General features: G+C 45.7%; 16 protein-coding genes. 12 read left to right on the top strand and 4 right to left on the bottom strand.

The window, feature by feature from the left end; all coding sequences use genetic code 11:
• Positions 1-361: 361 nt before the first annotated feature.
• Entirely contained in the window at positions 362-1,426 is a 1,065-nt protein-coding gene (locus tag AABW11_RS08960; RefSeq protein ID WP_340104736.1) for a S1 family peptidase, read from the bottom strand.
• Between the two features lie 229 nt (positions 1,427-1,655).
• On the opposite strand from AABW11_RS08960, the gene AABW11_RS08955 reads away from it, so the two are divergent.
• Positions 1,656-2,957, top strand: a complete 1,302-nt coding sequence (locus AABW11_RS08955) for an NRAMP family divalent metal transporter (RefSeq protein ID WP_340104735.1) — start codon at positions 1,656-1,658, stop codon at positions 2,955-2,957.
• A 360-nt stretch (positions 2,958-3,317) separates the two neighbouring features.
• Positions 3,318-3,581 (top strand): type II toxin-antitoxin system VapC family toxin, encoded by a 264-nt coding sequence (locus tag AABW11_RS08950; RefSeq protein WP_340104734.1) that lies wholly within the window; start codon positions 3,318-3,320, stop codon positions 3,579-3,581.
• A gap of 202 nt (positions 3,582-3,783) precedes the next feature.
• Here AABW11_RS08950 and AABW11_RS08945 read toward each other — a convergent pair whose 3' ends face one another.
• Positions 3,784-3,921: a hypothetical protein gene (locus tag AABW11_RS08945; RefSeq protein WP_340104733.1), complete on the bottom strand. Its 138-nt coding sequence runs from the start codon at positions 3,919-3,921 to the stop codon at positions 3,784-3,786.
• A 386-nt stretch (positions 3,922-4,307) separates the two neighbouring features.
• Between AABW11_RS08945 and lysA the strand changes: the two genes are divergently transcribed.
• The 3 genes from lysA (at position 4,308) to AABW11_RS08930 (ending at position 7,894) form a co-directional block, all read left to right on the top strand.
• Entirely contained in the window at positions 4,308-5,462 is a 1,155-nt protein-coding gene (gene lysA, locus AABW11_RS08940) for a diaminopimelate decarboxylase (protein ID WP_340104732.1), read from the top strand.
• A 106-nt stretch (positions 5,463-5,568) separates the two neighbouring features.
• Complete coding sequence (locus AABW11_RS08935) at positions 5,569-6,720, top strand: 6-bladed beta-propeller (RefSeq protein WP_340104731.1); 1,152 nt, start codon at positions 5,569-5,571, stop codon at positions 6,718-6,720.
• Positions 6,721-6,967: 247 nt separating this feature from the next.
• Entirely contained in the window at positions 6,968-7,894 is a 927-nt protein-coding gene (locus tag AABW11_RS08930) for a hypothetical protein (protein WP_340104730.1), read from the top strand.
• A gap of 87 nt (positions 7,895-7,981) precedes the next feature.
• Here the strand turns inward: AABW11_RS08930 and AABW11_RS08925 are convergent, their stop codons facing one another.
• Positions 7,982-9,259 carry a dipeptidase gene (locus tag AABW11_RS08925; protein ID WP_340104729.1) on the bottom strand — a complete coding sequence of 426 codons (1,278 nt, stop codon included), beginning with the start codon at positions 9,257-9,259 and terminating at the stop codon, positions 7,982-7,984.
• A 503-nt stretch (positions 9,260-9,762) separates the two neighbouring features.
• Complete coding sequence (locus AABW11_RS08920; protein WP_340104728.1) at positions 9,763-11,022, bottom strand: hypothetical protein; 1,260 nt, start codon at positions 11,020-11,022, stop codon at positions 9,763-9,765.
• 106 nt (positions 11,023-11,128) lie between these two features.
• On the opposite strand from AABW11_RS08920, the gene AABW11_RS08915 reads away from it, so the two are divergent.
• The 7 genes from AABW11_RS08915 (at position 11,129) to AABW11_RS08885 (ending at position 20,205) form a co-directional block, all read left to right on the top strand.
• On the top strand, positions 11,129-13,105 hold the full coding sequence (locus AABW11_RS08915) for an ABC-F family ATP-binding cassette domain-containing protein (protein ID WP_340104727.1): 1,977 nt from the start codon (positions 11,129-11,131) through the stop codon (positions 13,103-13,105).
• 319 nt (positions 13,106-13,424) lie between these two features.
• A complete protein-coding gene (gene pcaF, locus AABW11_RS08910; protein WP_340104726.1) occupies positions 13,425-14,630 on the top strand; it encodes a 3-oxoadipyl-CoA thiolase in 1,206 nt (401 codons plus the stop codon).
• A 214-nt stretch (positions 14,631-14,844) separates the two neighbouring features.
• Positions 14,845-15,324 (top strand): four helix bundle protein, encoded by a 480-nt coding sequence (locus tag AABW11_RS08905; protein WP_340104725.1) that lies wholly within the window; start codon positions 14,845-14,847, stop codon positions 15,322-15,324.
• A gap of 14 nt (positions 15,325-15,338) precedes the next feature.
• Positions 15,339-15,932, top strand: a complete 594-nt coding sequence (locus AABW11_RS08900) for an acyltransferase (RefSeq protein WP_340104724.1) — start codon at positions 15,339-15,341, stop codon at positions 15,930-15,932.
• 75 nt (positions 15,933-16,007) lie between these two features.
• The gene (locus AABW11_RS08895; protein WP_340104723.1) at positions 16,008-16,922 is read left to right on the top strand and encodes a glutaminase; all 915 of its coding nucleotides are present in this window, start codon (positions 16,008-16,010) and stop codon (positions 16,920-16,922) included.
• Positions 16,923-17,068: 146 nt separating this feature from the next.
• Positions 17,069-17,623 carry a sigma-70 family RNA polymerase sigma factor gene (locus AABW11_RS08890; protein WP_340104722.1) on the top strand — a complete coding sequence of 185 codons (555 nt, stop codon included), beginning with the start codon at positions 17,069-17,071 and terminating at the stop codon, positions 17,621-17,623.
• Positions 17,624-17,679: 56 nt separating this feature from the next.
• Entirely contained in the window at positions 17,680-20,205 is a 2,526-nt protein-coding gene (locus AABW11_RS08885; RefSeq protein ID WP_340104721.1) for a serine/threonine-protein kinase, read from the top strand.
• The last annotated feature ends 107 nt before the right edge of the window (positions 20,206-20,312 follow it).

The following is a 20,312-nucleotide window of genomic DNA, read 5'->3' as shown; positions in this document are numbered from 1 at the left end:
GGGATCTCCAATCGTTTGAATGGACAGGAGATACCGGATCGGAGTCCGGTATGACTGTTTAGTTGTAAAGTTCTTTATTGAATACCCTTTTTGGACAGCCTCAGGTTTATTCTTCCCCTCCACCGGAGCGGGACAGACTTAAAAAAGTTCGCAAAGCGAGGCTTTTGAAGTCAGGGGTGGGTTCCAGGATTGGAATTATTACCTGCCCGCAAAACCCACCTATGTCCCGTCACTAAGTCTTACGATTTAGCGATTTTTGATTTTTGATTTTTGACTTCCGATCTGACACTTCTCTCCTCCGGGCGTCGTGCCTTTCGGCGGAGGGAGGGGTACTGAGAAGGGTGGATCCAACGGGTTCAAGTCACTGAATCTTAGGAACCCGGATGTCCTCTTGCCGCAACTCCTCTTCATAATCACGAAAGAAATTTCCGATCTCATTGATATCAATCGCAAAGGTTATTCCATAATTCAATCGAAATGAAGATTGAACATACAAAGGTCCTTCATATATCCTGCCAAATTGATACTCCCCGTCCGCGATTTCTTCAGGTCCTACATACTGTTCCCGTTCTGCAGAAGCCATAATAACAAGCCCTACCCACTCGAGTCCTGACCCGTCACTTCGGACCGCAAAGAGTGCTCCGCCACTAAACCCCGGGTTAAACGAGGCGTCCAGGATTAGCCTCCTCCTGGGATTAAACGAAGCTTTGCTCAACATTCCACGGGTGACCATTTGAATTCCTTTTGGGTAGCCAACCGCATACACCATATCCGTCCAATCCATTTGGTTAGCATTGCCTGGAGGTATAGCAAGTGTTTCAAGAGAGGTTCGAGCCCTGTCACCCCCCATATCTCTTATCAGAACAGCTAAATCCCGATCCGGATCGGTTACTACAACATCAAATATGATGATTCTATCATCACTATACACAAAATGGTTTACTGACTCCTGTACAGAAACTGCATTTACCCGTTTTTCAACATCGGGCTCAGATTCATCAGCAAACGTCCAAATGGTATCCGGAAACGAAACAATATGAGCCGCCGTAAGCAAAGCGATACGACCTCCCCTGTTGGACATTGTCAGGGCCGATCCTGCTGTTGAATGGTTTTCCATTTTTGAATGATCTGCTACAGTTTCAAAGTCGACGCCTCGCAGTTCTGTCCATCTTGGGGGATTCAACTCATCAAAATAGTAAGTCTGGTAGACAACCTCGTTTTGAACTCTTTTGATTGATTTTAAACTATTTTTTAACTGTTCCCGGATAACATCAGAGCCGGTAGAACTCCGGTAATAAGATGTTTCATTGTCATCGAAAATTATTCTTTCTGATGTTGAACAACCTGTAAATAGCAGCACACCTATAATAATACCTATCTGCAAGAGGGACTTCTTACCAGGGAAAATAAGTTCTGAATCAGACATTTCTTTATCCATTTGTTTAGAAAAAACTTGGCTTCTTTATACATAACGATACTTTCAAACTGAAAGTTATCCTTGTACTGGTTACAACATGCGTATGAGTGTAAATCAGATAAAAAACACTCTATCCAAAAGACATTATTAATTGAACTCAGATTTACATAGAGCATCATCGGGTTTACACACTACGAGTTAATTTCATTCCTAATTTTGCCTTGACTACATTCTCATCATGAAACAACGCATCATCAATATTCTATTTTGGTCCGTCATTTCCGCTGCTTTTATCGGCCCCGGAACAGTAACCACAGCCGCATCGGCCGGTGCGGGATTTGGGTATGCTCTCATCTGGGCGCTGATTTTCTCTACAGTTGCATGCTATATCCTGCAAGAGGCGTCTGCACGAATTACCGCCGTGAGCGGACTAAATCTGGGTCAGGCGATGAAGCAGGAATACGGGAGTTCAAGGGCGGGAAACTGGCTGATCTGGCTCGCGCTGATTGCCATTCTCAGCGGCTGCGCCGCGTTTGAGGCCGGGAATATTCTGGGTGCCGTTGCCGGCCTGACTTTAGTAACCGGGTCGGTGCCTGTTCCGTTGATTGTAGCAGTGATTGGTATTACGGCGGGAATCCTGCTATGGAACGGTACGGTTCGTCAGATTGCAAAGCTTTTGGGAGTGATTGTGGCCATCATGGGGATCTGTTTTGTGATTACCGCCGTCATGATTACACCTTCTCTTTCTGAGATCTTTGCCAACGGCTTTATTCCAACGATTCCTGACGGGTCTGAAATTCTCGTGCTGGGGCTTATTGGTACAACCGTGGTGCCCTACAACATTTTCCTGGGATCGGGGCTCAAACACGCCCAGTCACCCGCCGAGATGAAGCTAAGCCTGGGAATCGCGATTGGGCTGGGCGGACTCATTTCTGTCGCCATCCTGCTCACCGGCACTGCTATTTCCGGTGATTTTTCCTTCGAAAAACTGGCTTCTACACTCTCCCAGCAACTGGGCGGTTATGGATCACTCCTACTTGCCACCGGCCTGTTTGGTGCCGGACTCAGCTCCACGCTCACCGCCGCCCTGGCCGCATCCATTACGGCAAAATCCCTTCTTTCCGATACAAAAACCCCATCCTCTTGGAGTGAACGTGGCATCAAATTCCGGTCGGTCTGGATGGGTGTGCTCGGCATTGGCCTGCTGTTTGGCGTGATGGAGCTCCGGCCCATACCGGTTATTATTCTTGCGCAGGCGCTCAACGGGATCATTCTGCCCGTCATTGCCGTCATCCTCTTTCTCCTGATGAATAATGGCCGGATCCTTCCAAAAGCACATCAAAACAGGACCGTTCAAAATCTGTTGACCGGCATCGTCGTCTGGCTGAGCATCCTGTTGGGGCTGACAAATCTGCTGCTTGCACTTTCCGGAGTCTTTGAGTTCACGGTTCCAGGGCAAACGACGCTTACCCTCATTTCAGGGATTTTGTTTTTGGCTGTGATTGTTCCTTTGGTAAGGCGGAGAGTTTGGTTGAATTAGGATTTTTAGACCTCAAGCACTTCCAACTATTTGAAAGTAGTAGTGAAATCAAATATTGAGGAAAAGACTATTTATCGACGGTTATGTCTGATTAAATACATAATGGCCGCCTTAAAACCTTCATTGCTATACTTATGAAAATTCCTTGGCGTAAGTTAAATTACTTCTGTCAACAAATCTGCATGCCATGATTACAAAAGAGAAATTAAAAAAAGAAATAGACCGACTTTCCGACACAGAATTGGAAAAAGTTTACCTGTATTTGTCTTCTCTTAAAAAGACTAAAAAAAAACAGACCTGATATCCAGTCTTTAAAACTCAAAGGGAAACTGGATGATCAGGATCTGCGGTCATTAGCTTATGAGTAGAGTACTTTTTTATACCAACATTTTGGTTTATGGAATTGATGAGGACTCAAAATATTACGGGCAGGCAAGACAGATATTAGATCAAAGAGAGAAACAGCTTATAACCACATCAAAGAATTTAATCGAGTTTTTAACGGTCATCACTAAATCCTCTGGCTATAATTTAAACTCCGAACTGGCTTTAGAGATTATTGATGAACTAATTCAGAGTGTGGAAGTTATCTATCCGACACAAGTTTCAATAACTATATTATAGGAATTGGTGCATCGATATTCACCTTCCGGCCTTAAAATCCATGACTTTAAGATAATCAGCATTGGCTTAGCTCATAGCATCCACAAAGTGGCAACTTTTAATACAAAGGATTTTAAATCTGTGAAAGAAATTACACTTTCTAATTTATCGCGGCGGCTAACAAAGCGTTCTGCAATTATGAGAAGAGGGCTTTGAACAACGATCAGCCTGAGAAGTATCCAGACCGCACCCTATCCAGATCCATTACGACTAAATCACTTCTTTCCGATCCCACAAACGATTCATCATAGAATGTAACAAGGCTGAAATTTCGGTCAGTCTGGATGGGCGTGCTTGCCATTGGTCTGCTGTTTAGGGTGATGGAGCTCCGTCCCGTGCCGGTCATCATTCTGGCACAGACGCTCAACGGATTTATTCTCCCCGTCTTTGCCAGGAAATTTAAATTCCTCTCAGGTGTTTTGAAAGACCACCTGCCATGAGGAAATGTAAAGACCCGCCAATCTGCTAACCCATATTTAAAAGAATCACTTATCAACCCATGAAGACCGTCGGTTTTGATTCCAAATCTTAAACTCTCGAGTGGTAAATAGAATCATTTATTTTATTTCTCATCAAAAAAATCGATTTATTGTATCCGTAAGTGTTTATGGCCACATTCCCATTCACATAATTGAATCCAAATCCGTATTATTGCATGCTTGATGACAACCCAACCCAATTTGACTGATGTCTGACACATTTCCCGTCGAAAAATTTCGATCGCTCAAGACTCCGTTTTACTACTATGACCTGAATCTGCTTCAGGACACGCTTGATCAAGTGAAAAAACATGGCCTGTCCAAAGGGTATCACGTGCATTTTGCTGTAAAAGCTAACTTCAATCTGCCCATTCTGGAGATCATTCGCGAGGCGGGACTTGGGATTGATTGTGTGAGCGGCAAGGAGATTGAGCGCGCCATTGAAGCCGGATTCACCCCTGATCAAATTGCGTTTGCGGGCGTGGGCAAGACAGACGAGGAGATTCGAACCGGCCTCTATCACAACATCTTCTCCTTCAACTGTGAATCTATCCAGGAGATATCTGTACTGAACGAACTGGCCCGGGAAGCGGGTAAAGTTGCCAACGTATCAGTCCGGCTTAATCCAAATGTGAAAGCTAAAACACATAAATACATTACCACCGGGTTGTCTGAAAATAAGTTTGGCGTCAATCCCGAGCATCTCCCTAAGCTGTTTAAGATGCTGCCCAACCTCAAATCGGTCAACCTGACCGGCATCCATTTTCATATCGGCTCGCAGATCCGCGACCTGCAGCCGTTCAAGGATTTGTGTGAAAAAGTGAACCTCATTCAGGATCGGTTTGAAGAGGAAGGATTTCCTCTCACGCATGTGAATGTGGGCGGTGGCCTCGGCATCAGCTACGAAAAGCCTGATGAGGAACCTTATCCCGATTTCGAACCATTTTTCAATCTCTTTGAAGATAATCTCAAGCTAAGGGACGGCCAACAGGTACATTTCGAGTTGGGGCGAAGTATCGTAGGTCAGTGTGGCAGCCTCATCTCAAAAGTGCTGTTCGTAAAAGAAGGTATCACAACAGATTTTGCCGTGCTTGATGCGGGCATGACGGAGCTCATACGCCCTGCCCTCTACCAGGCGTCTCATAGCGTTGATGTCCTCACATCAGACAAACCTCTCCAAACCTACGATGTGGTCGGGCCAATCTGTGAGACGTCCGATACGTTCCGAAAAGGAATCAAAATGCCGAAAGTAGAACGGGGCGATCTTGTAGCTATCAGAAGCGCCGGAGCCTACGGCGAGGTGATGAGCAGCGGGTTCAATTTGAGGGAGAAGGTAAAGGCGTACTATTCTGATGAGATATAAATACTGAGTGGTTAGTTTTGAATTTTGAGTTTTTAGTTAGCAGATGTAGTCTCAATCATAAATTGAAGACATTTAAAAAATGCCAGTCTTTCAAAATCTTCCATTAATGAAGCATTTATCACTCGTATTCCTGTTTCTGCTCTCTTGCGGGGGGTGCATCAATCCAGATTCTAATGAAATTCCGGATCATCTGAAAGGAATCGAGAATCTTAAAGTATACCCATCAGATGAAAGTGCAGAGCATAGCATTCAGTTTGAACAAGCTCGCGTCTTTGAAGAATCTGATGAGCTGATTTTTGGAAGGTTGAGAAATGTGGCTGTTGACGATTCCGGTAGAGTTTATATTTCGGATGCAGCTCAGTCCCGAGCTACCATCCATGTTTTTGATGCTAATGGCTCCTATATATCATCAATTGGCGGATATGGTGAAGGGCCGGGTGAATTCAGAAGCATCATCAGTCCACAAATACACGACGAAAAGCTGTATGCAATGGATGTAAGACAAATGAGGATTAACATCTACAATATCAACTCCTTTGAGTACCAAAACTCTATTCAGCTTAATCCCGGGAACTGGAGTCATATCGAAGAATTAAGCAATATTTTCCCATCTGATTTTATCATACTTGATAGCAACAGGTTTTTATTGAGCTTTATAAAGATTGAAAAACACCAATACCTGCACTATCACTATCTGATGAATAATAGTGGTGAAATAATTTCAGACATGATTCTTGATCAGGTTCAGTCCGAACACTTTGAATTGCCTGATAACAGAGGAGTCTATCATTCACCCTACAGCCCCAGTGGGAATATCAAAGTTTCAAGTGCTGATGAGATCTACACTATCTGGACTGAAGATGTACTATTCAAAAAGTATAGTTTGAACGGCGAGTATTTAAGCGCGTTTTACCACCCGTTTGCTAACAAGACGTTAAGCAACAGCGAGGTTTTAAACTATCTTGAGAATGAAGAGTACAAAGCCGCGGTTCGAAATACCGGAATACCGGAAAAGTGGCCTGCCGTTCGTTCTGTGGTGATGGATGACAAGGATAATTTTTGGTTAGAAACAATCACCGAAAGTGAAACCGAAAATCAGTGGTGGGTTCTTTCAAGCAACGGAGAACTGCTGTCAAAATTTAACTTCCCCACGAGTAAGTCAAGCCGCATCGTAACCGACGATGCTTTTTTTGCATTGGAATCTGACCCCGATACCGGTATTCAGCGAGCAGTAAAATATCAGTACCGGTTTGAATAATTACCGCGGTTATTGGAACTATGTATTTGCCGATCAATAGCGTCAAAAGCATCAAGGAAGATATATAGTGGGATAATTTCAAGTCATATCTTTAGTTAAGTCCTTCGCGATCACTACGGAAAACCAAATCATATTCAGATCTTAACATCCTATTCGCAACACTTTATCTCTTCAAACCGTAAATTCATAATCTTGATGTTGGCTAAAACATCAAGATCATTTTTAATCATCATTTTTAAAACTAGCTATGTCTGATCACCTGTACTCAGAAGAAGAAGTTGCCAGACTCATTCGACGAGCTGTAGAGCTTGAATCAGAGAGAACAGAGCAAGGTTCTACCAGCGATAAAGCAGGCCTCACCATTCAGGATCTCGAAAAAATTGCGGCGGATTCCGGTATTGACCCGGAGCTTATGAGACGCGCTGCCGAAGAACTCAAGGAGAAAAACACCTCGCCAAACAGCCAGGCAGATAACATTGAGGATAATACTACAATCTCCAAATCAGAGATTGTTGCAGAACACTGGATCAAGGCTACTGCAGATGAGCGAATGCTTGATAATCTCATCCTTGAACTGAATCACAGGTTTGGCACCTCTCAAGAGGAAATTACCTGGTGGAATGAGCTTATTGGGGATTATTCAGGCAAGGCACTGGTCAACAAAACCTCTACAAGCGTTGACTGGAAATATACCGATGAGCTTGAACTTCATACCTTGCGCGTGCTTATTCAGCAGCGCGGTGAGAAACTTCGGATTCGTGTGAGCAAACGTCAGGGCTGGAACCTCTCCTGGAATTCGGATGGACTGAAAATATTTTCGGGTGTAGCATCAGCCATTCTGTTTACAACTCTTGGCATTGCGCTGAGCTATGCCGTGATGGATTCTCCGTGGTTAGGTCTGCTGGGGGGTGTGGCACTTACCGCTCTGTTCGTACCCCTTATTTCAAAACTAAGCAAAAACAGGCTCCGCAAACATCGGGATGAGGTGACCGAGATTGCTGAAAATCTTGTGGTACAGGCCAAGCAGCTGGCATCAGAGAGCACATCATTTAAGAGTGCCAACAAAACGGTGAACCACGATACCAGTGAGATTGAAATTGATACGGTCTCCTTCAGCAGTGAATCTGAAAACCGATCATCGTCAGGCCGCCTGAGAAACAACCTGCGCAACTGACAACAATACTTCAGTCTGAAGCGTATAACTCACTTTGATTCACATCAAGCCCCGGAGACACCAATTGGCTCCGGGGATTTGAATGTTTCAATCCTCTACATCAGATATCAGCGTTTCACTAGGCTCCTCTTCAGCCTGCAGTCTTTCCGATACCTCCTCCATTCCACGCATCACGCGCAGCATATTCAGTCCGGCGATTTTTTCAAGCTCATCTTCCGTATAGCCGCGGCTCAGCAGTTCTGCGAACAGAGCCGGATATGTAGAAACATCTTCAAGACCCAAAGGCAGCGACGAAACACCATCATAATCACCGCCGATGCCAATGTAATCCACACCAACCACATTTTTGATATGGTCGATATGATCAGCCACTTGCTCCAGCGTTGATTTTGGTTGCTCATTTTCACTGATCCATGCGTCGGTTTTGGTACTTATCGAATCAGGCTGACCCGGGTAAAGTGATTCTATTTTCTCGCGATATGCGTTACGTTCAGCATACCACTGGCGAAGCTCTTCGGAGGTGAACGACTCTACAAATGTGACCATCACAATGCCGTCCTCTTCAGGCAGCATTCGGAGCACATCATCCGGTACGTTACGCGGGTGACCTGAAATGGCGCGCGCATTTGAGTGTGAAAACATCACAGGGGCTTCAGATATCTCTATGGCATCTTTCATCGTCTCGGGAGTTACATGAGACAGATCCACCATCATACCAAGGCGGTTCATTTCACGAATGACTTCTTCGCCAAACTCAGTCAACCCGCCGTGCTGAGGTTCATCACCTGCGGCATCTGCCCAGTCGAGCGTGCGCCCGTGAGTAATGGTCATGTAACGTGCGCCGAGCCTGTGAAACGATCGCAGCACCGCCAGTGAGTTTGCGATAGAGTGCCCCCCTTCCATACCGATCAGCGACGCTATTTTTCCGTCATCAAAAATACGCTCAACGTCGTCTGCAGTATAGGCCATTTCAAACTCATCGGGATATCGCTCCGCCATGCGGTAAACAAAGTCGATCTGCTCCATGGTCCGTTTCACAGCTTCATCTTCGGGAATCCCGGCGGGCACATACACGCTCCACCACTGGGCTCCCACCCGGCCTTCCTTCAGCCTCGGGATATCGGTGTGCATGGGATTTTCAAGCTGTGTTGTATCATAAAAATCGAGCTCGCTGAATTTATATCCCACACGATTCCTGTACTGGTATGGAGCATCATTGTGGCCGTCAAAAAGCGGCACCCGTTCCAGGATTTCAATGGCCTGCTGGCGACGGTCTTCGTCCGAATCGGCCGTCATTTGAGCGCCGGCACACGATGCCTGGAAGAGAATCAAAAGTACGAGAGGTATCAGTTTTAATGTCTGCATGATATCTGAATGATCTGGGTTGAGAGTGTAAATTAATAGGTTCTACCGGAAAGTTTGTGGGTTGATGACAAAATATGTGAATAATCGCTTAGAACATGTTCAAAAATTTCCAAAATTTTAGGTCATTGCTTTTGCAGATCCTTCTCTTCGCCATCAACTACAATGGCTCGATCAGGATGACACGCTCGTTGGTTAGTATGGGGGCGGCGTTAGCCCATTCGTCATTTTCAATATCGCCTTCTCATCACGCCGCCCGAAACCCAGCCTGATCACTGTCATTCTGAATAAAACGGTGGTTCTCCGTTTTGTGAAGAATCTGTAAAGGCAGCATATTTTGTTCTATCTGATTACTGGTGTTCTATCTGATTACTGGATTAACCTTCTGAATAACTCATCTGGTCTAATGAAACTATGCATAGGATTATTACATGTACCCACAAACTTCCCGGTAGAACCAATTTTTAAGTAATAAAAATTCTACAGCCGAACGGATGTAAATGTATTTACTCCCCCCGGTTTGCCTGTTCAATTTGTTCAAAGGTGACGATGGCAGTTCTTACACGAATAATCGGATCGGTCTGTGTCCAGGCAAAAAGAAATCCCTCGCCGGTTTGGGCCATTCTCGGAAATCCGCTTCTCCGGCTTGATGAAGTAATTCCTACCTGTATCGGTTTTCCCAGTGTTCCGTCATCTGCTACGCTCCGCATCATCACGTATCCATTGTCGTCCAGAGTGGCGAACCAGCTTGCATATACTGTGCCATCATCCGCAATTGAAACGTCCACACGGCCTGCTGTATTTTCTTCTGAAATGGTTATCGGTTCGGTAAAGGTTTCGCCGTTATCACCTGATGTTGCCAGCAAAACGCGCCGGTTGCCATCGGCTTCAGTATACCAGGTCACGCCGGTTTTACCGTTTTTGTGATCTATTCGCGGGCCGTTTACCGGACACCCATTGATTTCCCAGCCGTCGGCATGAACAGGTTTTGGGTCTGACCATTCGCCTGTCTCAAGGTCGTAAAATGAGATGAAAATATCCCGGATTTCATCTTCTGAACGGTTACGATAAACCACTGCTGCGCGGCCGTCCATCATTATTAGGTCCGTTGAGCAGCAATCGCATACCATGGCGTCAATCTCCCGCCGACGCGTAACGGTTCCATCACTTGAGATTTCTGCCGAACGCAACGTCATCGCCTTTTCCGGATCTGAGTATTCGTCGTGTTCGCGATCCGCAGTTTGACGCCCATCAAGCCAAACCGCCAGTACGGTATCATCAGATAAGGGCTCCATAGATACGAAACCATGCTCGCTTGCCGTTTCGTCACTATGAGGAACAACCGGCTCTGTCCAGCGCCTGGCCTGTTCTCCGGGAAACACTACATTTACATTATACGCATACGGACCACCTTCAATTTTGTGGAGCCAGTGAGCAGCAACTACGTTACCACCTTTTGAAACAACCGAGGGGAAATCGGCCCAGTTCACGAAATAGTCAGAACTGATATTTACCGTTTGCGGGGCGGTCCAGCCACGATCAGTATATGTTGAGTATCGGATGGAGTTCAGGTCTTCCTCAATTTTAAGTATCCAGCTCATGGTAATAGTACCCGTTGAGTCTCTATACAAGTTCGGATACTGGCTTCCGGAATCGGCCGGGTTCCTGGCTGTAAATTCGAAGGATGGCTGCTGCCTTTCTTCTGAGCAGGAGAACAACATTATGGACACTAATAAGAAAATAAAAAGCCTGGAAAATTGATTCATACGAAATCTTTTTGGGTGATGATAATCATTGGTATTTTACGGGCGGCCGTTTTTTAATCCGGCTTCAAAATAATTCTGATACACTAAACATCCTAACCACTTTCATTTGCTTCAGATAGATGGCATAACGCTCCATTTTGGTGAGCGTGCACTTTTCGACAACGTCAACACAATAGTAAATTCAGGCGAACGTATTGGCCTTGTTGGGCCTAACGGTGCCGGCAAGTCTACATTGTTAAAAATTATTGCCGGTGAACAGCAGGCTGACTCCGGCTCCATCAGCATGAGTAACGAGGCCACGGTTGGTTATCTGCCGCAGGATGGGGTTGAACCCGATCCGGATCTCACCGTTTTTGAAGAAGTTGAGCACGCCTTTGCTGAGATCATGAAGCTGCGCACTGAGTTTGATGAAGTTCAGGCCAAACTTGAAACCGCCGCATCGGACAGCACGGAGCATGACGAGGCACTCACACAGTTCGGGGAAATTCAGCATAAACTTGAAAACTCCGGATCGTATACCCTTCAGGCCGAAATTGAGCGAATCCTGGTCGGGCTGGGATTTCATGAAGAGGATTTTTCCCGTTCTACAACCGAATTCAGCGGCGGCTGGCTGATGAGAATCGCTTTAGCAAAACTGCTTCTTCAGAATCCCACCTACCTGCTGCTTGATGAGCCGACCAACCACCTGGATATTGAGTCGCTGCAGTGGATTGAATCATTTTTAAAAAACTATGACGGCGCCGTCATTATTGTGTCGCACGACAGGGCGTTCCTGGACAACGTAACCAACCGAACGCTGGCTTTGCGAATGGGTTCGCTGGATGAGTATGCCGGCAACTACAGCTTTTACGAAAAAAAATACGCTATAGAGAAGGAGCTACTTAAACAGCAGTACGAAAACCAGCAAAAAGAAATTAAACAGACCCAGGAATTCATCGATCGCTTTCGGTATAAAGCCACAAAGGCAAAGCAGGTTCAGAGCCGCATCAAGCAGCTCGAGAAAATGGAGCAGATTGAGCTGGAACAGGAGCAGTCGGAGATATCCTTTCAGTTTCCGCCGCCGGAACGGTCGGGTCAGGTTGTGATGAAACTTGAGGATGTTGTAAAGAAATATGACGACAATACGGTTTTTGATGGCATCGACTACGAAATTGAGCGTGGCGACAAGATTGCCGTAGTGGGTCCAAATGGCGCCGGTAAATCCACGATGATTCGAATCCTGGCGGGTCTGGAGCCAATCACAAATGGTGATCGCAAAGTGGGCTATAACGTCACGCCCGGCTATTTTGCCCAGCACCAGGCAGACGAGCTGGCTCCTAAAAATACACCGCTCGATGAGATGCGGCTTGCAGGGTCTCATGAATCCGAAACCAGGCTTCGTACGATTCTCGGATCATTCCTGTTTGTGGGCGATGACGTATTCAAAAAAGTGAGTGTGTTGTCAGGCGGCGAAAAGAGCCGTGTGGCACTGGCAAAAATGCTGCTGAACTCAGGTAATTTTCTCATTTTTGATGAGCCGACGAACCACCTTGATATGCAGTCTAAAAACATTCTGCAGCAGGCGCTTCAGCAATTCCCCGGCACGCTTATGATTGTATCGCATGACAGGGATTTCCTGGATCCGATAGTGTCGAAAACACTTGAAGTTCAGCCGGGCAGAATCAAAACATGGCTGGGTAATATCAGCTATTATCTCGATAAAAAGTCTAAGGAAGAAGAGACTGGCGGTGATGGTCAGCAGAGTATTGCAGCGCCGTCGAAAAGCGAAAACGGTCAGTCCAAAACTTTGAGCCGGAAAGAGCAGCGGCGTCTTGAAGCTGAAAAACGGAATGCGCTTTCGAAGAAAATCAAGCCACTAAAAAAGCGCATTAAAGCACTCGAAAAGGATATCGAAACCTACGAAACGCGGATTGCAGAGATCGAGGAAATGATGGCCGAACCCGATTTTTACGATGATGCAGACCGGGTAAAGGAAATCTCCATGGAATATGACGATCTGAAAAACTCACTCAACGGAGCGTTTGGCAAATGGGAAGAGATCGCGGGACGGATTGAGTTTATTGAAGAGGAGTATGAGGGTTAGTAGAGCGGCGTCGCTGACCCGCTACTCATAAGTTTTGAACAACATTAATTCCTCAATTAGGATGGACTCTCATTTACGACCGGATAAAAAAAGACCATAAGCCGTTGTTCACATTCCTGCAAGCGTGCGATCCGCCGGGAGGCGGAGGAGCTCCTTGAAGCGTCCGGTTTTGGGATTGGGAAATTGGGTGAATCGTGGAAACGTAAGATTTTTGAGCCGGCAATTAATTCCAAATCAAATTCAAAATTTCTCAACGGTTCGACAATTCAACAATTCAACAAACAATTACTATCCAAATTTGAATAGCACACAAAGCACTATGAAAGACGCATACATTATCGACGCTATCCGAACCCCCATCGGGAATTTTCGTGGCACCCTCTCTCCTATTCGAACTGACGACCTCGGTGCACTAACCATTAAAGAGCTGATAAAAAGGAATCCCGAAGTGGATCCGAAAGCTATCGACGATGTGATCTTTGGGTGTGCCAACCAGGCTGGTGAGGATAATAGGAATGTGGCGCGGATGGCGTTGCTGCTTGCCGATCTGCCTCATACGGTACCTGGTGAAACGGTGAACAGGCTTTGCGCCTCAAGTATGTCGGCTGCCGTTCACGCCCGCCGTGCGATTGCAGCTGGCGAAGGCGATCTGTTCATTACCGGTGGCGTAGAGCACATGACACGCGGGCCCTGGGCGATTTCGAAATCCTCAAAGCCGTTTGGCAACGATTCTGAAATGCACGACACCAGTTTCGGCTGGCGCTTCATCAACCCGAAAATGGAGGAGCTCTATGGCACCGACGGCATGGGAAATACGGCCGAAAATTTGGTTGAAAAATATGGAATTGAGCGTGAGGCTCAGGACAAGTTTGCTGCATGGAGTCAGCAGAAAGCGGCGAAAGCTCGCGAAAGTGGTCGCCTGACCGAAGAGATTGTGCCAGTAGAAATTCCCCGCCGAAAACAAGAGCCTCTGCTTTTCAAAGATGATGAGTTTATTCGTCCAGAAACCACACCAGAAGTTCTTGCCAAACTTCGTCCCGCCTTCAAAAAAGACGGCAGCGTGACGGCAGGCAACTCCTCAGGCCTTAATGACGGTTCAGCCGCCATGCTGATCGCCTCCGGACAAGCGATGAATGATCACGGCCTGGAGCCACTGGCCCGGATTGTCTCCTCGGGCGTGGCCGGGGTGGAACCACGGATTATGGGAATCGGTCCCGTTTACGCCTCAGAAATTGCCTTAGAACGCGCTGGATTGACGCTGGACGATATGGGCATCATCGAACTGAATGAAGCGTTTGCCGCCCAGGTCCTAGCCTGCACTCGAAAAATGGGTCTTGATGATGACGACGAACGCATCAACCCGAACGGCGGCGCCATTGCACTCGGCCACCCTCTCGGCGTCAGCGGTGCCCGCATCCTTCAAACCGCAGCTATCGAACTACAGAAACAGCAGAAGCAGTATGCGCTGGTGACGATGTGTGTAGGTGTAGGGCAGGGATATGCGGTTGTTTTGGAGAGGAGCTGATCGGTTGATTTGAAATTGGGAAATTGGTTGATTGGGTTTTTAGTAGAGAAGGAAATAGGGTAATTGGTGAATGGGAATGGAAGGTCTTTCAACTTTTTAATTATTACATTTATTCGAAATTAAAATAATAGTTATCACATCTTACTAAGAGAGTTTCAAAATCAACTAATTACCTATTTCTCTAATTTACCTAACAACATTAAACCAAATTAAGATGGAAGACAACCAATCAGAATTCAGATCATTTGAGAGTTTGAACGTTTGGCAGCAAGCCAGAGAGATAAGAAATGAAATTTTCCAGCTATGCAAAAGTTTTCCAAAAGAGGAAACTTATAAACTCACCGATCAGATGGTCCGATCATCACGTTCAATTGGGAATAACATTGCCGAAGGATATGGGAGATACCACTACCAGGAAAATATCCAGTTCTGCAGACAGTCAAGAGGCTCTGCTTACGAATTGATTGATCACTTAATCACAGCCCTGGACTGCGAATACATTAATGAAATCAAACACAAATCCTTGCGAGAAAAAATTATCGGCTGTATTAAATTAACTAATGGATATATCGCTTATTTAAACCGCCAGAAATCAAATATCATTAAAGAAGATCCCACTTCGTACAAATCGTTGGATCAATCATCTGGAGCTAATCAACTAAATCCCCAATCACCAAATTCCCCAATCAACTAATCCACTAATTCCCCATGGTTTACGAATTTAATGACTACAAACCCGTCATCCACAAAACCGCCTTCATCCATCCCCAGGCGGCAGTGACCGGAAATGTGATTATTGGGAAGGATGTATACATCGGGCCGGGAGCGGCAATCCGGGGCGACTGGGGCAAGATCGTCATCGAAGACGGATGTAATGTTCAGGAAAACTGTACGATTCATATGTTTCCGGGTGTGACGGTTACGCTTCATAAAGCTGCACATATCGGTCACGGAGCCATTATTCACGGGTCAACCATCGGTAAGAATACGCTGGTGGGAATGAATGCCGTGGTGATGGACAACGTCACCATCGGGAAAGAATGCGTTATCGGTGCGCTGGCATTTGTGAAAGAGGGAATGAACATCCCGAATCGAAAAGTAGTGGTTGGGAATCCCGCCAAAATTGTGAAAGATGTGACCGATGAAATGGCCAAGTGGAAATCGGAAGGAACGTCATGGTATCAGCGGCTTCCACAACAGATGCGAGACTCATGGCAAGAGTGTGAGCCGCTCCGGGAGATTCCTAAAGATCGAAAAGCCCAACAAGGCGGTTATGAGACATGGAAAAAGCGTTCGGATTGATTGTTGACAAGAGGTCTTTTTCAAAATTCCTGCTATGCTGCTTCATTGCTTTCTTAATCAGCTAAAAATTTTCACATGGACTACCAGATCGCGATCGGCACTATTTTTCATGATTTAAAAGAGATGGACGATCCGGGTGAAGTGGCGACATATATCCCCGAACTGGCCGGCGTTGATGCTGAAAAATTCGGGGTTCACCTCACCACCCTCAACAATCAGCACTTCTCCATAGGTGATTCCGACGAAAAATTCTCTATCCAAAGTATTGCCAAAGTGCTATCACTAACGTTTGCCTATAAACTCGAGGGTGATTACCTCTGGCAGCGAATGGGTGTGGAGCCATCCGGAGCACCATTTAACTCACTCACGCTGCTCGAATACAATAACGGTATCCCCCGAAACCCGATGATAAATTCCGGGGCCATTGTTGTGTGCGATATTCTAATCAGTCATTGCAAGAATCCCAAAACAGAACTGATTGAGTTCATTCGAAGTCTCACCGGAAACAAGGACATCCATTACTCTAAGCGTGTTGCGGAATCTGAGAAGAAAACAGGCCACAGAAACAGCAGCCTCATCTACCTGATGAAAGCATTTGGCAATATTGAGAATGACATCGAAGAGGTTCTCGATCTTTACTTCAATCTCTGCTCCATCGAGATGACATGCCGTGAGCTCGCCAGTACATTTCTCTACCTGGCCGGGTACGGAAATTGTCCATATTCCGAGGAAAGGATCATCTCTGTGAGTAAGTCGAAACGAATCAACGCCATCATGCAGCTTTGCGGGATGTATGACGAAGCGGGCGAGTTTTCCTTTAGAACGGGACTTCCCGGAAAAAGCGGTGTTGGCGGAGGTATTGTCGCTGTTTGCCCAAACCAATACAGCATCGCCGTCTGGAGCCCGAAACTGAATCCGAATGGAAATTCATTTAAAGGGATGGAGTTTCTTGAACGGTTTACGACTGTGACGGAATCATCCATCTTTTAAGAACTACTCCATTTGCTCAAGCAGTATTAACGGCATTTCATTTACTTAGAGATAACTATTAAGATTTTTTAAAGTAAAATTTATAAAATTTTGCATATTTATTGCTACATATAGACTAACTGAACCCCCAGAATCAGACCGGCTATATGGAGATTACACAGCTACTTAATGACGTAAGTTCCGGAGACAAAGAGGCTTACAAAAAACTCTACCCGCTCGTTTACGAGAAACTCAAGAGAATAGCACGGCGTCAATTAAATAATGAATACTCTTCCCGCACGCTCAGTAACACCGGCCTGGTTCATGAGGCGTATGAAAAATTGGTAAACCAGGATGCTGTTCACTACAATGGACGCACCCATTTTTATGCTATCTCCGCACGGTCTATGCGGCAAATTCTTGTCGATTATGCACGTAAACGAACGGCACAAAAACGTGGCGGAGAAAACTACAAGATTACCCTCGATGAAGAGAGGCTCAGCATCGATGAACACGCTCATATCATTATCGAAATCGACGATCTTATGGATGAGCTTAAAACGTTTGATGAGCGAATGTACAGAATTGTGGAACTTCGTTTTTTTGGCGGACTGAGTATTGAAGACACGGCTGAAAACCTGGAAATATCACCAAGCACGGTCAACCGGGAGTGGATAAAAGCTCGCGGATGGTTTTATCAAAAAATGAATGAAAATGAATGAGTATTAATCCAGTTCACGCATCTATGTAAAACTAAGAAACTGCTCTGTTTAAAATTATGGATACAAAGCACTGGACATCTCTCAATACCATCCTTGATCGTGCACTTGAATTACCTCCCGGGGAACGCATTGCATTTATCGAAAACGACCCGGCCCTCAGTGATGAGATGCGCCAGGAAGCCATATCCTTTCTAAAATCGATCCATAAATCCGATACATTATGGGACAAACTCATTGAATCGAGCAGTGAACTGATCGATCAAATCAACAAGGAAGATCGCCTGCCGGTGGCTGAAGATCAGTCACCTCCACCTCAGCAGATCGGCCCTTATAAAATTCTGGAAAAACTGGCCAGTGGCGGCATGGGAACCGTTTACCGGGCTGACCGTACAGACGGACATCTTCAGATCACTGTTGCCATAAAACTACTACGCAGGGAGTGCATCGACTCTCACCATATCCATCAGTTCAATATCGAGCGTAACGTCTTAGGAAAGCTCAATCATCCGCATATTGCGCGGATTTACGATGGCGGCATCACAGAAACCGGGCGGCCTTACCTTGTGATGGAATATGTGGAGGGAGTCCCTGTCACCGATTACTGCCGGTCACGAGAATGCAGTGTAGAACAAAAACTGATGCTTTTTGAACAAATCTGTGAAGGTGTAAACTTTGCTCATTCGAACCTGGTGGTTCACAGAGATCTGAAGCCTGATAATATTTTTGTGACATCCGACGGGAACTGCAAAATTCTCGATTTCGGAATTGCTAAAATCATTGACCCTGATGGAATATCGATCAGTTCTGATGAAGATGCAGCCGGCCTGAACCCGTTTTCGATACAGCACGCAGCTCCGGAACAGCTTTGCGGTGAAGCGATTACCACATCTACTGACGTATATGCATTGGGCCTGCTGCTATATGAACTGCTTACCACAACTTTCCCGTTTAATCTGGATGGAAAATCTCCGCGTGAAGCTATTCAGATTATTTCGAATTCAACTCCACCCCGAGCCAGTTACAGGGCGAAAGACAATTCCACAACAGTCCGACTCCGGGGAGACCTCGATGACATTCTCCAAGAGGCACTCCGCCGAAATCCCGCAGAACGATATCAGTCGGCCGGTGACTTACTCTCTGATATTCGTAATTACCGGCAAAACATCCCCATTTCAATTAAACGTGATCAGCAGTTTTATAAACTGAAAAAATTTACGGTCAGAAACAGCGGGATCATTTCAGGGCTGGCGGTTATTCTTATCATTCTGACCGGAATGACATTTTACTACATAGATACGATTAAATCTGAACGTCAAAAAGCAATGGCAGAAGAGCAGCAGGCATCATTTATAGCCGGCTTTATGGTTGATTTGTTTGATGCATCAGATCCGGAAAATAATATTTCAGATACACTTACCGTGTATGACATCCTTCAATCCGGTTTGGAAAAACTCGATAACTGGGAGGCATCAGAACTTTCGAAGGCCGACATCATGATATCCCTTGGGAACGCCTATAAAAAAATTGGTGATTTCGAGCAGTCACAAACGTTGCTTGAAAATGCGTTCGATAGCTACATTTCAGAGTTACGCGATTCTACTGCGTCTGATATGATTAAACCCACATTAGAGCTTGCACGCCTGCACAGAGAACGCCGGGGATTTGAACCGGCGGCTCACTATTACGATCGCGCACTTTCGATTGTGGAGATTAACGAAATATCAGATCCAGAAATTACCACTGGCCTATATTCGGGATATGGAAACACGATGTCAGAACTCGGAAATCCTCAGCTTGCAATTATGCATCTGAATAAAGCACTTACCACGGCCCGCACTGCTGACTTGTCTGACGCCTATATCCGGTCCGTACGCACGAATCTGGCGCAGGCATATCGGAGTAATCATGAGTATCAAAAAAGTGAAACGCTATACAAAGAAGTTCTTTACTCGCTGCCTGCAGAGGATCCATATACAGTGGATATGAGTGTGATTCACAACAACCTTGGTTTTCTCATGAAAGTCCAGGGTGAAACTGAACAGGCGCTGGCTCACTATAACCGGTCCCTTGAAATTAATAGGTTTGTCTATGGCGAAAACCATCCAAACACCAAGATTATTCTCAATAATTTATCGGTACTTTACGCTTCGATGGAGCGGTTTGATCGCGCTGAAGAAATCAGGCTTGATCTGTTAGAGATCAACAGGGAGGACTTTGGAGAGTCGCATTGGAGAACCGGTGCTTCTTACGAATCGCTTGGTAAACTAAAACTTCAGGCGGAGCAACTGGACAGTTCATCAGATTTTTTTGAAAGAGCCATTCAGATCTATTCAGAAGCACTGGGCGATGATCATATCTGGACTGAACGGGCCATTCTCTACTATTCGCTCAGCCGGTTCAACTCAAACGAAAGCCAGGTAGCTAAGAGTGAATTCCGTGAAGCGTTTCAATCTCTTAAAGAGAAACGAATCACATTCTCAAGGTTTGATGTGAACCTGATGAACAACCTGATTAAGGACTTCAAATCTTACCCGTCGATTTCGTCATCCCCGGAGTTTGCGCTTTTAGATGCCATCAGGTAGTTAGCAGCTTCGTTTTGTAACCTGTCATCGCAAGGAGTAAGCACACCTATCACTTTTTGTGCTTAAGGAGACTAATTAATGATACTTATTCGGTAAACGTTACGCAT

It is taken from the genome of Rhodohalobacter sp. 8-1 (assembly GCF_038150125.1).
Lineage (GTDB): Bacteria > Bacteroidota > Rhodothermia > Balneolales > Balneolaceae > SW132.
This window is presented reverse-complemented; position numbering and strand designations above follow the sequence as displayed.